This is a genomic window from Paludifilum halophilum, from assembly GCF_002245355.1.
Lineage (GTDB): Bacteria > Bacillota > Bacilli > Thermoactinomycetales > DSM-45169 > Paludifilum > Paludifilum halophilum.
This window is the reverse complement of sequence record NZ_NOWF01000006.1, coordinates 1-13,040: the sequence shown is the minus strand read 5'-3', so window position 1 is coordinate 13,040 and position 13,040 is coordinate 1. Positions and strand designations below refer to the sequence as shown.

Genomic DNA, 13,040 nt, shown 5'->3' with positions numbered 1-13,040 from the left:
AGTCTCATGGCGGATAAAATCCCGGTGACCGTTCTAAGTGGTTACTTGGGGGCGGGGAAGACCACGGTGCTCAATCATGTGCTGAATAATCGGCAGGGCTTGAAGGTGGCGGTGATCGTCAACGATATGAGTGAAATCAACATCGATGCCGGCCTGGTTGCCCGGGGAGGAGGGCTTTCCCGCACCGAAGAGAAATTGGTTGAAATGTCTAACGGCTGTATCTGCTGTACATTACGGGAAGATCTGCTGGTGGAAGTGAAACGATTGGCGATGGAAGGGCGGTTCGACTACATACTCATCGAATCGACGGGAATCAGCGAACCGGTGCCGGTAGCCCAGACCTTTTCCTATGTCCATGAAGAAAGCGGAATGGATCTGTCCCTTCTGTGTCGATTGGATACGATGGTGACGGTGGTGGATGTGGACCGCTTTTGGCATGATTTCGCTTCCGGGGAATCTCTCCTCGACCGTCAACAGGCCGCAGGGGAAGACGATACCCGGGATGTGGCCGATCTCTTAATCGATCAGATCGAGTTCTGCAATGTTTTGCTGATGAATAAATGTGACCGAGTATCCGAAGATCGACTGGATCAAATGGAGGCATTTCTGCGCAAGCTGGCGCCGGAAGCCCGAATTCTGCGCACGGAGTACGGTCAAGTGCAACCCGAGGAGATTTTGAATACCGGGCGGTTTGATTTGGAGACCGCCAGTGAATCGGCGGGGTGGATTCGGGAACTGGAGCAGAAAGAACATACCCCGGAGACGGAAGAGTACGGTATTGCCTCATTCGTCTACAAACGCCGGGCTCCCTTCCACCCGAAACGGTTGTACCGTTGGCTGGAGGAATGGCCGGAAGAGGTGGTTCGAGCCAAAGGAATCGCATGGGTGGCCAACGGAATGGAGGCGGCTTACCAGGTGAGTCAGGCCGGCCCTTCTGTTCAAATCGGCCCCGTCGCATACTGGGTTGCTTCCCTGTCCGAGGAAGAGAAGGCGTCGATTTTCCGGGAACAGCCGGAGCTTCGGGAAGAATGGGACCCTGTGTGGGGAGACCGGATGACTCAACTGGTTCTGATCGGAATCGATATGGATCAGCGGACGCTGGAAGACTCTCTGGATGACTGTTTGTTGACATCCGAAGAGATGAAAAAAGATTGGAGCCGCTTTCCGGATCCGTTGCCCGGACTGCCGGAGACTGAAGCCGAGATTTCCTGATCCATGCACCATGCCCGAAGGATCGGGCTCGGACACTTTCATCAGTTGAGTCATAAAGGAGGAGGACGCCGCCTCTTCGGCAATACCTTCTCTTTTTTTTGGAATAATGTTTGGGGTTCAGTCCTGTCATGATTCGTCTTTATTGAATCGATGCCTTCATCGAGTCGGTCGATGGCGTATGAATCGAAAAAAGGGTGGGGTTGGGTTGCTAAGCCGTTCTCGATTTTTCGTTAAACGTTTGTTATGGCTCACTGTGGTGCTGGCTCTGGTTGTGGCTGGTTGCTCGCCAGACGCCGGCAATTCCGGACATCGTGAAAGCGGGGATAAGGAGATCACGTTGATGTTCAGCTTTAAATCCCCTGATCTGAATCCTCATCATACCTTGACTCCCTTGAGGGCCGGTATTACTGAAACGTCGATCAAACTCGACTCGGATTTACAATTGAAAGGATGGCTGGCGAAGGATTGGACATCCAAAGACGATCAGACTTGGGAGTTCATCATTCGCGATGGGATCCGGTTTCACGATGGAACCAAGATGGACGCCGCCGCTGTAAAAGCTTCCTTTGAAAGAGGTATCCGGGAAAGCAAAGCCTTGGCCAACGCACTGAAGGTTGAATCCATGCAGGCCGAGGGACAAAAGCTGACCATTAAGACGACGGAACCCCATCCATCTCTGCCTTCAGAATTGGTCAACCCCTATGCTTCTGTGGTCCAAGCAGAAGCGGAAAAAAAGATGGGGCGGAATCCTTTCAATAAAAAACCGATCGGCACCGGCCCCTTTCAGGTTAAACGGTTTACTCCGAACACCGAAGTGGTGGTGGAACGCAATGATCACTACTGGGACGGCAAACCGAAATTGAAAGGGGCGACGATCCGATTCAATGAGGATCCCAACGTTCGCGCGCTCACTTTGCAATCGGGGGAAGCCGACATCGCTTTCAATCTGCCCCCGGAGAATGTCGCCTCCATTCAAAAAGAGGAGGATCTGAAAGTCGAATCGATCCCCAGTTTGAGAGTCCATTTTCTCCTTTACAACCAACAAAAGTCGCAGATGCGGGATCTCCGGGTGCGGCGGGCACTGGATCACCTTCTGGATCGTCAGAGTATCGTCCGGGACATTATGCTGGGTCATGCCTCTCCCGCCAACGGCCCTTTCACTGGCGAGCTTCCCTTTAGTAGCAAAAAAGCTCCTGTAAAAAAGGATGTGTCCAAAGCTCAGGAATTATTGAAAGAGGCTGGCTATCAAAAAGATTCCAACGGGAAAATGGCGAAAGGCGGAAAGCCTTTAACCCTGGAGCTGGTCACTTACGGAGCAAGACCTGAGCTTCCCCGAATTGCTCAGCTGTTTCAGTCGGATGCCGCCCAAGCCGGGATTGATGTGAAAATCAAAACAGTGGAAGACGTGGACAGTCACTTAAACAAAAATGAGAGTTGGGATGTGGTTACGTACAGCAACCTGACAGCTCCCCGGGGAGACGGCGCTTATTTTTTGAATACTTCTCTCGTGCCGGAAGGATCATTAAACCCTTCCAACCTCGATCTTCCCGCGCTGAACAAAATCGTCGATGAGCTGAATGCGACAGATGAGATGGAAAAACGGACCGAGTTGACCCGGGAAGCCGTCACGGTACTGCATCAAGAGTTGCCTCACAGTTATGCTGTCTATCCCGGTAACATTTACGGCATCAACAAACGCATCGTCGGTTGGACGCCGGGACTGGAAGAATACTATATCCTGACTCATACCATGGACGTGGAATAAGATGCTCAGACTGGTAGGAAAGCGGCTGGTTCAACTTTTGATGGTGCTGTTGTTTCTCTCAATCATGACATTTACATTAATGAAGCTGGCACCTGGAGATCCCGTCTTGTCGATTTTGCAAGCGGACAAGCTTAATGTTACGCGGGCTGACGAAGCGAAACTCCGTGAGGAGTTTGGCTTCGATCAACCGTTATATGTTCAATACGGAAAGTGGATGCAGGGTCTGTTCCGGCTCGATCTCGGCCATTCGTATCTGACTGGAGAGCCGGTCTGGGAAGAGATGATGAAGCGCCTGCCGATTACCTTACAATTGACCGCCGGCGCTCTCGTTGTCATGTTGTTTATCTCTTTCCCTTTGGGGATCCTGGGTGCCCGTTATCCAAACAAGTGGCCGGATCAAATCAGCAGGGTACTCGCACTGATCGGCGCTTCCGTGCCCAGTTTCTGGCTGGGACTCTTTCTTATCTACTTTTTTGCTTTTCGGTTTCAGTTGTTGCCTTCTACAGGAAGGGACACCTGGTTCCATATGATTCTTCCTTCTTTAACTTTGGGCTTTTCTCTGGCCGCTGTTTATGCGCGGCTTTTGCGGGCAGGGCTGCTGGACAGCCTGTCGCAGGAGTACATCCGGGCGGCGAGGGCACGGGGAGTTCCCGAGCGGCGGATTTTATGGAGACATGCTTTACGGGGAGCGCTTCTGCCGATCATCACCGTGTTTGGGACGAGTATCGGTCATCTCATCGGTGGATCGGTGGTTGTCGAGATGCTTTTCTCCTGGCCGGGATTGGGCAGTATGGCGATTGAAGCTATTTTTGGCCGGGACTACCCGGTCATTCAGGGATATGTCCTTCTCACCGGCGTTTTTGTCGTTGGGATGAATTTATTGGTCGACCTGTCCTACCGCCTGGTGGACCCCCGAATCCGGTTCAGGAAGGAGGATTCCTGATGAAGCCTGTTACAGCGGAGGGGAAGATGTCGATGTTTCCGAACCCGGTGCAGAAATGGGTGCGGAAGCCGTTACTATTGATCGGCACGGGAATGTTGATATCCGTTCTGTTGATATCGCTGGTCGGTCCTTTCCTCGTGCCCAACGATCCCCTGGCGGTGAACATGAGTGAACGGTTGCAGCCTCCCAGTGAAAAATATCCGTTGGGAACGGATCATATGGGACGCTGCCTATTTTCCAGACTGGCGGTCGGTGCACAAACGACACTGGGCATCACGGCCTTGGTGATTTTTTCTGTGATCGTCATCGGTATTCCTGTCGGATTGATTTCCGGATATGCCGGCGGCCGGTTGGATGCCGTCTTGATGCGGATCGTGGACGGATTGATCGCTTTTCCGGAGTTCGTCTTGGCGATCGCTGTGGCGGGTTTTCTGGGGCCGAGCTTGATCAATCTGATGCTGTCTATCGTACTTGTTAAGTGGGTCCGTTATGCACGGGTCGTGCGCGGTATCGTTCTTTCTGAACGGGAAAAAGAGTATGTGCTGGCGGCACGGGTGGGAGGATGCAGTTCGTGGAAGATTTTGTATCGCCATTTGCTCCCGCAAATTCTCTCACCGGTACTGGTGTTGGCCGCATTGGATGTCGGTACCGTAATTCTGATCATTTCGTCTCTCTCATATCTCGGTCTGGGCATTCAGCCGCCGAATCCCGAATGGGGAGCCATGCTCAATGACGGCAGATCTTATTTTCAAACGTTTCCCGAACTGATGTTTTACCCGGGCAGTGCCATTCTGTGGGTGGTTCTGGCTTGCAACCTGATCGGCGACGGGCTTCGGGATGCCATTCATGAGACGGATCCGACTTTTTGAGGAGGTGTTCTGATGTCCATCACCGATCTCCAGGCTCATTCGGATCCTTTCGTAGAAATAAAAAATTTGACCGTCGCATCGGTGAAGAATCGCGGTAAAACCGTGGTTCGTAAACTGGTCGAGGACTTCAGCTTATCCATCCGCTCTGGTGAGATGGTAGGCCTCGTAGGAGAAAGCGGCAGTGGCAAAAGTGTGACTGCCGCCGCTCTTCTCGATTTACTGCCGAAGGCCCTGCAAGTGACAGCGGGAGACGTTCTCATCAACGGAACGTCGTTGTATTCGATGACCCAAAAGGAGAGAAGGCGTCTCCGGGGAAGGAAAATCGCTTATATCTTTCAGGATTACCAGGGAAGCTTTACTCCGTTTTTTAAAATCGGCAAGCAAATGGTGGAGACCATTCGGAGTCACAGGGCGGTCAGCGTCAGGGAAGCGAAAGAAACGGCTCTGTCATGGCTGGATCGGGTTCATCTTCCGCCTGTTCGCGCATATGAGAGTATCCCTTTCAACTCAGCGGGGGCCAGTTGCAACGGGCGGCACTCGCTACCGTACTCATGATGAAACCCTCACTCATCATTGCCGATGAGCCGACAACCGCTCTGGATATCCTCACTGGAGAACGGATCATGGATTTATTGGCGGATCTCCAAAAAGAAGCGGGATGTGCCGTCCTGTTTATCTCCCATGATCTGACTCACATTCTCAAACGGACCCAACGCCTGGGGGTGATGTACGGAGGGCGATTGATGGAAACCGGGAGGACCGAAGTGATTCGCAATCGTTCGCAACATCCGTACACCCGACTGTTATTGCAATCAAAACCGACATTAAAAAAACAGATGCCTGAAAAACTGACGTCTATTCCGGGAGAACCCGGGGCTGTCGCTCGAGAAGGATGTCCTTTTCTTCTCCGGTGTCCCCGGAAATCAGACGGGTGCAGGGATATACCCGCCATGAAAAGTTTGGGGGATGGGCACCGGTTTGCCTGTCACCACCCGGATAGCGAAAGGGGGGACGCTCTTGACGCCGCTGTTGGAGATCAACCGCCTATCTAAATGTTATCCGGGAAGAGTGAATGCATTGGTCGATGTGTCGTTTTCCCTGGCAGAGGGTGAATGTCTGGGTCTTGTAGGGGAAAGCGGGAGTGGGAAAAGCACCTTGGCCAAGTTGATTTTGCGGCTGGAGACGCCGGATCAAGGGGAGATTCTCCTGGACGGCGCTCCCCTGCACGCCCTTCGGGGCCGGGCTTTGAAGAATGCGCGCAAACATGTACAAGTCATCTTTCAAGATCCCACAGCTTCGTTAAATCCCCGGCTACCCATTTGGAAAACAGTGATTGAACCTCTTGAGAATTATCCGGATGTTTCCCCTTCATTTTTGAGCGGCATTCGGCATGCAAAACGGCAGATGGCCGCCGTTTTACTGGACAAAGTCGGTCTCGGTCCGGACGTGTTGGATCGGGTACCGGCTCAGCTGAGCGGGGGACAAAGGCAACGCGTGGCGATCGCACGCAGTCTCAGTTTACAGCCGAAACTGCTTGTCTGTGACGAACCGACATCCAGCCTGGATGTGTCTGTTCAAGCGCAGATACTGAATTTGCTCAAGGGATTGAAAAACGATTTCAATATGTCGTATTTGTTTATTTCACATGATATCGCAGCGGTTCACTTCATGAGCGATCGCATCGCCGTTTTAAAAAAAGGGAGACTGGTAGACGTATTCGCCTCAGGGCAATTGTTTGAAACCCGTCGCCATCCCTACACTCGTCAATTTACCAATTGCCAACCCATGTAGAGGGCGATGCCCCAGATCAGCAGGGCGGAGGCTTGATTGAGTCGGGTGAGGAGGTGGCCGGAACGATCCAAGGACCCGGTCAACCTTCCCGCTGCGGCTAAAAGGATGAACCAGATGCAGGAAACGAGGATACAGGCGGCGGTGAACACCCATTTTTCTCTTCCTTCGTACCCCAGGGAGCTGGTGCCGATGACACCGATGGTGTCCAGAATGGCATGGGGATTCAGCAGGGAAGCGGAAGCGGCGAAAAGGATTTGTCGCCGGGGAGAAAAGCCCGCCTCCTTTTCGGGGGAGGAGGTCTCTGCGGCAGACTTCCACAGGGAATATCCGATGAAAATCAAAAAGAAAAATCCGAATCCATACAAGAGTGTTTTCAACCAGGCGAATTGAAGCACGATCAGGGAGACTCCCGTCACGGCCAGCAGGATGAGAGCCCCGTCGCAAACGGAAGCGGTGGCGATCGCTGGAATCGCACGCAGCCAGTTTTTGTGAGCGGCGCCCTGGTTAAAAACGAAGACGTTTTGTATCCCCAGAGGCATCACCAGGCCGAAGGCCAATAGAAAACCGTGGATAAAAGCTTGGATCATCTTGTTCCCCTCTTTGTTTGGTTGTTTTTGCTTATGATACGGGAAGGAAAATGGGACGTCGACCTCCAATTGGTTGGGTAAAGACCCAACCATTTTTGTAAGAAAGAAAGGAGGAGAAGCATGTCGCGTTCCGACTGGAAGCCGCAACGGGAAGGGAATGTTCCGGTGTACCGGCAAATCGCCGATCATATCAAAGAAAAAATCGCGTCCGGTCAATGGCCGGTGGGAAGTCGTTTACCCTCTCAGCGGGTTCTGGCCCGGGATTTCGGTGTCAACAGGAGCAGTGTGGTGACGGCTTTGGAGGAGTTGGCCGCGGAGGGGATCCTGGAAGGAAGAGTGGGCAGCGGAACGCGCGTCGTGAATGATACTTGGTCTCTTCTTCCTTCTCTGCCCCCGGATTGGTCTTCCATGGTTGATGCCGGGATTCATTCTCCCAATCTATCTATGATCCGCAAGATCAACGAGGAGGAGTTCACTCCCCGGATGATTCGGTTGGGGACAGGGGAACTGTCTCCGGAATGGTATCCGAGGGAGTCGATGGGCCGCGTTTTGCAACGAGTGTCCCGGAAAATCGTTTCCCTCGGTTACGAGGAGCCGAAGGGGCTTTTGCCGCTCCGTCAGGAGATCAGCCGTTATTTGGCCTCCATCGGGATTACCGCCGCCCCTTCCTCGATCCTTGTCGTTTCCGGTGCGTTGCAGGCGTTGCAACTGATATCCCTGGGTTTGCTGGAGAAGGGGTCGACCATCTTGTTGGAGAAGCCGTCTTATCTGTTTTCCATCCGCGTGTTTCAGTCTGCGGGGATGAAACTGACCGGTTTTCCCTTCCGCCGGGAAGGGCTTCGGATGGACCGAGTTCGGCATGCAAGGGCTTCTCTTTACTATACGATCCCTTCCTTTCACAATCCCACCGGTGCTCTGATGAGCGAGGAGAGGAGGCGGGAGCTGTTGGCTTCCTGTGAGCGGGAGCGGCTTCCGTTGATCGAAGATGATGTTTACCGGGAGTTGTCTTTGGACGGACCCGTGCCCCCTCCGCTGAAAGCTAGGGATTCCAAGGGAACCGTCTTGTATTTGGGAAGCTTGTCCAAAGTCCTTGCCCCGGGTTTGCGCATCGGGTGGGTGGTGGGGCCGGAGCCGGTGATCGATCGGTTGGCGGATATTAAGATGCAGACGGATTACGGTTCCAGCACGCTGTCCCAATGGGTGGCGGCGGAATGGCTGGCGGAGGGGAGTTATCGGGCGCATGTGGAAAGGGTGCGGAAGGAATTAAGGAAGCGGCGGGCCGATGCCGACCGGATCCTGAGAAAGTATTGGGGCGATTGGGCGGATTGGGAACTGCCGGCGGGAGGCTTTTACATCTGGGTGCGTTTTCGGAAACCACTCCCTTTGCACCGCCTGTTTGAGCAGGCCCTGCGTCGGGGAGTTCTGCTCAATCCCGGCAGTCTGTACGATCCGGGGGACCGTTCCCACCTCCGTCTCTCTTACGCCTACGCTCCACGCCGGGAGTGGGAGCGGGGAGTTCGGATCGTCGCCGATCTTTTGAGGGATTTTTTCTAGACCGTTCTATCTGTGTTCTTTCAAAGACGATCGGTTGGAATATACTGATTTGCGATCATGTTCTTTAAAAAGGACCGCATCTTTCTTATCATTCGAAAAAGAGATTTTATATTTTTCAGGGGAGGAAGCAGGATGGATCATTCCGATGTCCGGATCGTGGAGTTAACGACAGAAGCGGAGTGGAGACGGGCTTACCCTGTCATGAGTGAACTTCGCCCTTATTTGGAGGAAGAGGGGTATCTCCGTTTGCTTCGGGAGATGAGGAAGGAGGGCTATCGCCTGTTCGCGCTGTTGGAAGGGGATGAGATCGCTGCTGTGGCCGGAGTGACTGTATGGACCACCTTTTATTATGGGAGACACGTTTTCGTCTATGATCTGGTCACTCAGTCGGACCGGCGTTCCCGAGGGTACGGGAGAAAACTCCTGAACCATGTGGAACGCTGGGCCGAAGAGCGGGGATGCGAACGGGTCGCTCTCTCTTCCAATCAGGCCCGAAAAGAGGCTCATCGCTTTTACGAGGAAAAGATGGGCTATCGCAAACCCAGCTATCAGTTTGTCAAAGAATTATAGGATTCGACATGTATAATGGAGAGGAGACTACACTCCTTATAACGCTTCTAGTGGAGTTTTCGGAGGACCGAACCGTTTAGCGGCTACATACGTCTTTTCTTTGATCGCTGGTTTGGTTCGGCAAAAAGGTCGCGGATCGTTTCACATCTGCGGGAGGGGCAACGGTGTGGGCGTCGAAAGGCTTGCACCGGTTGTCGTTCATGATCAGACACGCTTTAGAAGTCCGGTGAAAAGCCCCTTTCAGGGAGGGCAGGGTTCCACACGGAGTGCCTTTGGCTCGAAAGAACAACGAAACGGAGTGTGGAACCCTACCCCGACCCACCAGGAACGCATTTAATCACCAGTCTTTTAGAGTGAATAGAGAAAAGGACGGGGTAGGATGGAGCGATGGAATGAGTTGCAACGGTGGATGGAGACGATTCCTCCTGTGGATGTCGAAGTGGAAGAGAAGGCCCGCAAGCACGTGGACAACCTGACCAAGCCCCTGGGGGCTTTGGGACAACTGGAAGAGATCGTGGTCCGCCTGGCAGGGATGACGGGAGAGGTCGTCCCCTCCATCCGGCAAAAAGCGACCGTCGTGATGTGCGGCGATCACGGGGTAACCGAGGAGGGAGTGAGTGCCTATCCCCGGGAAGTGACGGGAATGATGATACACAATTTCTGCCGTGGGAAAGCGGCTGTCAATGTTTTATCCAAACAATTCGGTTCCCGGGTGTGGGTGGTGGATGTCGGCAGTCGGCTGGAGGAGCTCCCGCAAGGTGTGATTCCGTGCAAAATCAGGGCCGGTACGGACAATATGGCACAAGGGCCGGCTATGACCCGCAAGGAAGCGGTTGAGGCTCTATGGGCCGGGGTGGATATGGCTTGCCGGATGAAGGAAGAAGGGGTTCAATTGTTGGCCGTCGGTGAGATGGGTATCGGCAACACCACTGCGGGAACAGCACTGACAGCCGCTTTGACGGAGGAGCCTGTCGCCGGGTTGGTCGGCCCGGGAACGGGACTGGATCCGGAGGCTCTGGAGCGCAAGAGGCAGGTGATTGAAAGGAGTCTGGCGGTAAATCAGCCGGACCCGAAGGATCCCCTGGATGCTTTGGCGAAAGTCGGGGGATTGGAGATCGCCGCTATGGCCGGAGTCGCTTTGGGGGCCTCCGCTTTGCGGCTCCCGGTGGTGATTGACGGATGGATCTCCACGGTGGCGGCCTGGACGGCCGTGCGAATGGCTCCCCGGGTTCAGCCCTATTTGATCGCTTCTCATTTGTCCACGGAACCGGGGCACCGGGTGTTATTGGACCGGTTGCGTTTGAATCCGCTCATCCGGGCGGATATGCGCTTGGGGGAAGGAAGCGGCGCAGTTCTCGCTTTCCCCCTGCTGGACGGGGCGGTAGCGGCGGCCGAAGGAATGGCCACCTTCGCCGAACTGGGGCTGTGAGGCTTCCGGACTGATTGTTCATGGCTGTAATGAAAGTGACTCCAAGAGTGATGGGCCGGAGGTGATGAGATGTCCCGTTTGGAACGTTTCGGACATGGGGGAGACCGGTGGACGGCGGAGGAGATGTTGGGAGGTCGGGCGGACTCTTTCTTGGATTTTAGCGCTAACATCAATCCTCTGGGTCCGCCGCCACAAGTGGTGCGCCAACTGCGGGAATCACTGGCAGAGGAAGGCCTTCCCCTTTTGTCCCGGTATCCGGATCCGGACTGCCGATCGCTTCGCAGGGCTCTGGCTTCCCGGCATCAGGTGCCGGAGGACTGGATTGTGGTTGGCAACGGGGGAGCGGAGCTGATCGATTTGGTGAACGAGGCGTTTCAGCCCCGGCGAGTGGGGATTGTAACCCCCTCCTTTTCGGAATACGAGGCGTCGGCCCGCAAACGGGGGCAGACCCTGATCACGGTTGAGGCGGGGGAGGAGCGGGGCTATCAGCCGTTGGAGGCGGAACTGGTCGATATGGTCCGGTCTGTCGACTTGGTGTACCTGGGCCAGCCCAATAATCCGACCGGTCTGTTGTTGCCGTCGGATCAGCTGGTTCGGCTGGCGGAGGAGGCAGTTCGACAGAACACGGTTTTAGCGGTGGATGAAGCTTTTCTCGATTTCGTCGCCGATGGGGACCGGTATTCCCTGATCCCTCGGATCGGACAGTTTCCCACAGCGGTGGTTCTCCGTTCCATGACCAAGTTTTACGCCCTTCCGGGGATTCGGTTGGGATACGGCGTGGCCGCACCGGACTGGATCCGGCGCATCCGGGAAAAGCAGGTCCCCTGGAGTGTGAACGGCCTGGCGCAGATCGCCGGGGAAGCCGCCTTGGCTGATCGATCCTTCGAAGGGAAAACTCGGGACTGGCTGGCGGCGGAGCGTCCATATCTGCTGGAAGCTCTGCAGGAGATGGATGGGCTGGAACCGGTTTCCGGAGCGGTCAATTACCTATTGTTGCGACTCGAGGGGGGAGCCTCCTCTGTTGAACCGCCATCGGTTCATCTTCAGCGAGAGATGGGAAAGCGAGGCGTTCTCATCCGCGACTGCTCCACCTATCCCGGTCTGGACGGCCGGTATATCCGAGTGGCGATCCGGGGCCGGGAGGAGAATGAACGGCTTCTCGCCGTGTTGCGGGAAGCGATGGCGGACCAAGGGAGGAGTCGGGTGTGATACGGTTGGTGACGGGAGGTGTTCGTTCCGGAAAGAGTGGATTTGCGGAACGGATGGCGGCCCGTTTGGAAGATGAAGTGTTGTATGTGGCGACCGGTGTAGCCGGAGATACCGAGATGGAGCACCGGGTAGCCGCTCATCGAAGGAGGCGGCCGGCTTCCTGGGGCCTGCTGGAAGAGCCTCTTCAGCTCCCGGAGCGACTGTCCGGTGTGAAGGAGCGGGTATTGCTCGTGGATTGCCTGTCCACCTGGACGGCCAACCGGATGATGCGGTTGTCGGAGGAGGAAGTCAACGAGGATCAAGGAATGTTTGGGAAACAGATGGAACAGGAAACGGATCGCCTGTTATCCGTGTTGGAAAAAAAAGAAGCCATCCTGGTTACCTCAGAGGTGGGGCTGGGTGGCGTACTTCCCTCCAAGATGGGGCGGATGTTTCAGGATGCCCTGGGTTCGGTTAATCAGCGGGTGGCCCGGGCCGCCGGAGAAGTGTGGATGGTGGTGTCGGGAGTGCCCTGGAGGGTGAAGGGATGAACGCATTGTTGAATGCGATCGCTTTTCTGACGCGAATTCCTGTTCCGGTCCGTCCGAATGAGCGGGATTGGTCCCGCAGTCCGTTGTTTTACCCTGTTGTCGGTCTGGTGATCGGTCTGCTCCTGTCCTTATTTGATGGGCTGATCGCCGGACACTTTCCGCCCCTGGTGCGGGGTGTACTGATTCTGGGGCTTTGGGTCTATCTGACTGGAGGACTTCATCTGGACGGTCTGATGGATACGGCGGACGGATTCGGTGCCTATCGGGATCGGGAACGAACGCTTCAAATCATGAAGGACAGCCGGGTGGGCGCGATGGGGGTGTTAGCGGCCATCCTTCTGCTTCTGTTGAAGGCTTCTGCTCTCGCTTCCCTTTCCGAGCCCCTCTTTTTTCCCTTGGTCGCGGCAACGGTAGCCGGTCGAACCGCTTTGCTTCTGGCGATTTGCGCCTTTCCCTACCGGAGCCGGGAGGGGATCGGCAACGGTCTGAAGGCGGGGCTGACCCCCTTCGGGTTGACGGTCTCTTTTTTGACGGCCGCTCTCCTTCTTCTTGGACTGGCGGGGGGGGGGGGATTGCTACTG

The 13,040-nt window shown here is 55.0% G+C and carries 14 protein-coding genes; 13 read left to right on the top strand and 1 reads right to left on the bottom strand.

What is annotated here, in order from left to right; genetic code table 11:
• Positions 1-6: 6 nt before the first annotated feature.
• The 7 genes from CHM34_RS10450 to CHM34_RS10420 all read left to right on the top strand — a co-directional run bounded on the left by CHM34_RS10450 (position 7) and on the right by CHM34_RS10420 (position 6,580).
• Complete coding sequence (locus tag CHM34_RS10450) at positions 7-1,212, top strand: GTP-binding protein (protein WP_094264563.1); 1,206 nt, start codon at positions 7-9, stop codon at positions 1,210-1,212.
• A gap of 205 nt (positions 1,213-1,417) precedes the next feature.
• On the top strand, positions 1,418-2,977 hold the full coding sequence (gene nikA / locus CHM34_RS10445) for a nickel ABC transporter substrate-binding protein (protein WP_240511975.1): 1,560 nt from the start codon (positions 1,418-1,420) through the stop codon (positions 2,975-2,977).
• 1 nt (position 2,978) lies between these two features.
• Complete coding sequence (nikB, locus tag CHM34_RS10440) at positions 2,979-3,920, top strand: nickel ABC transporter permease (RefSeq protein ID WP_094264561.1); 942 nt, start codon at positions 2,979-2,981, stop codon at positions 3,918-3,920.
• Positions 3,920-4,789 (top strand): nickel transporter permease, encoded by an 870-nt coding sequence (gene nikC, locus CHM34_RS10435; protein ID WP_094264560.1) that lies wholly within the window; start codon positions 3,920-3,922, stop codon positions 4,787-4,789. The genes nikB and nikC overlap by 1 nt, the downstream gene beginning before the upstream one ends.
• A gap of 12 nt (positions 4,790-4,801) precedes the next feature.
• Positions 4,802-5,344 carry an ATP-binding cassette domain-containing protein gene (locus CHM34_RS10430; RefSeq protein WP_094264559.1) on the top strand — a complete coding sequence of 181 codons (543 nt, stop codon included), beginning with the start codon at positions 4,802-4,804 and terminating at the stop codon, positions 5,342-5,344.
• Positions 5,311-5,841 (top strand): oligopeptide/dipeptide ABC transporter ATP-binding protein, encoded by a 531-nt coding sequence (locus CHM34_RS19975; protein WP_094264558.1) that lies wholly within the window; start codon positions 5,311-5,313, stop codon positions 5,839-5,841. The genes CHM34_RS10430 and CHM34_RS19975 overlap by 34 nt, the downstream gene beginning before the upstream one ends.
• The gene (locus tag CHM34_RS10420; RefSeq protein ID WP_240511974.1) at positions 5,807-6,580 is read left to right on the top strand and encodes an ABC transporter ATP-binding protein; all 774 of its coding nucleotides are present in this window, start codon (positions 5,807-5,809) and stop codon (positions 6,578-6,580) included. Before CHM34_RS19975 ends, CHM34_RS10420 begins: the two co-directional genes overlap by 35 nt.
• On the opposite strand, the gene CHM34_RS10415 is transcribed toward CHM34_RS10420, so the two are convergent.
• Positions 6,553-7,167, bottom strand: a complete 615-nt coding sequence (locus CHM34_RS10415) for a LysE/ArgO family amino acid transporter (protein WP_094264556.1) — start codon at positions 7,165-7,167, stop codon at positions 6,553-6,555. The genes CHM34_RS10420 and CHM34_RS10415 overlap by 28 nt on opposite strands.
• 120 nt (positions 7,168-7,287) lie before the next feature.
• Between CHM34_RS10415 and pdxR the strand changes: the two genes are divergently transcribed.
• The 6 genes from pdxR to cobS form a co-directional block, all read left to right on the top strand.
• A complete protein-coding gene (pdxR, locus tag CHM34_RS10410) occupies positions 7,288-8,721 on the top strand; it encodes a MocR-like pyridoxine biosynthesis transcription factor PdxR (RefSeq protein WP_094264555.1) in 1,434 nt (477 codons plus the stop codon).
• Positions 8,722-8,853: 132 nt separating this feature from the next.
• Positions 8,854-9,291: a GNAT family N-acetyltransferase gene (locus tag CHM34_RS10405; protein WP_094264554.1), complete on the top strand. Its 438-nt coding sequence runs from the start codon at positions 8,854-8,856 to the stop codon at positions 9,289-9,291.
• 379 nt (positions 9,292-9,670) lie between these two features.
• Positions 9,671-10,720 carry a nicotinate-nucleotide--dimethylbenzimidazole phosphoribosyltransferase gene (cobT, locus tag CHM34_RS10400; RefSeq protein WP_094264553.1) on the top strand — a complete coding sequence of 350 codons (1,050 nt, stop codon included), beginning with the start codon at positions 9,671-9,673 and terminating at the stop codon, positions 10,718-10,720.
• A 69-nt stretch (positions 10,721-10,789) separates the two neighbouring features.
• On the top strand, positions 10,790-11,929 hold the full coding sequence (cobD, locus tag CHM34_RS10395; protein WP_094264552.1) for a threonine-phosphate decarboxylase CobD: 1,140 nt from the start codon (positions 10,790-10,792) through the stop codon (positions 11,927-11,929).
• Positions 11,926-12,459 carry a bifunctional adenosylcobinamide kinase/adenosylcobinamide-phosphate guanylyltransferase gene (gene cobU / locus CHM34_RS10390; RefSeq protein ID WP_094264551.1) on the top strand — a complete coding sequence of 178 codons (534 nt, stop codon included), beginning with the start codon at positions 11,926-11,928 and terminating at the stop codon, positions 12,457-12,459. Before cobD ends, cobU begins: the two co-directional genes overlap by 4 nt.
• A partial coding sequence (gene cobS, locus CHM34_RS10385) for an adenosylcobinamide-GDP ribazoletransferase (RefSeq protein ID WP_141201683.1) occupies positions 12,456-13,040 on the top strand: 585 nt, incomplete at its 3' end. The genes cobU and cobS, both read left to right, overlap by 4 nt.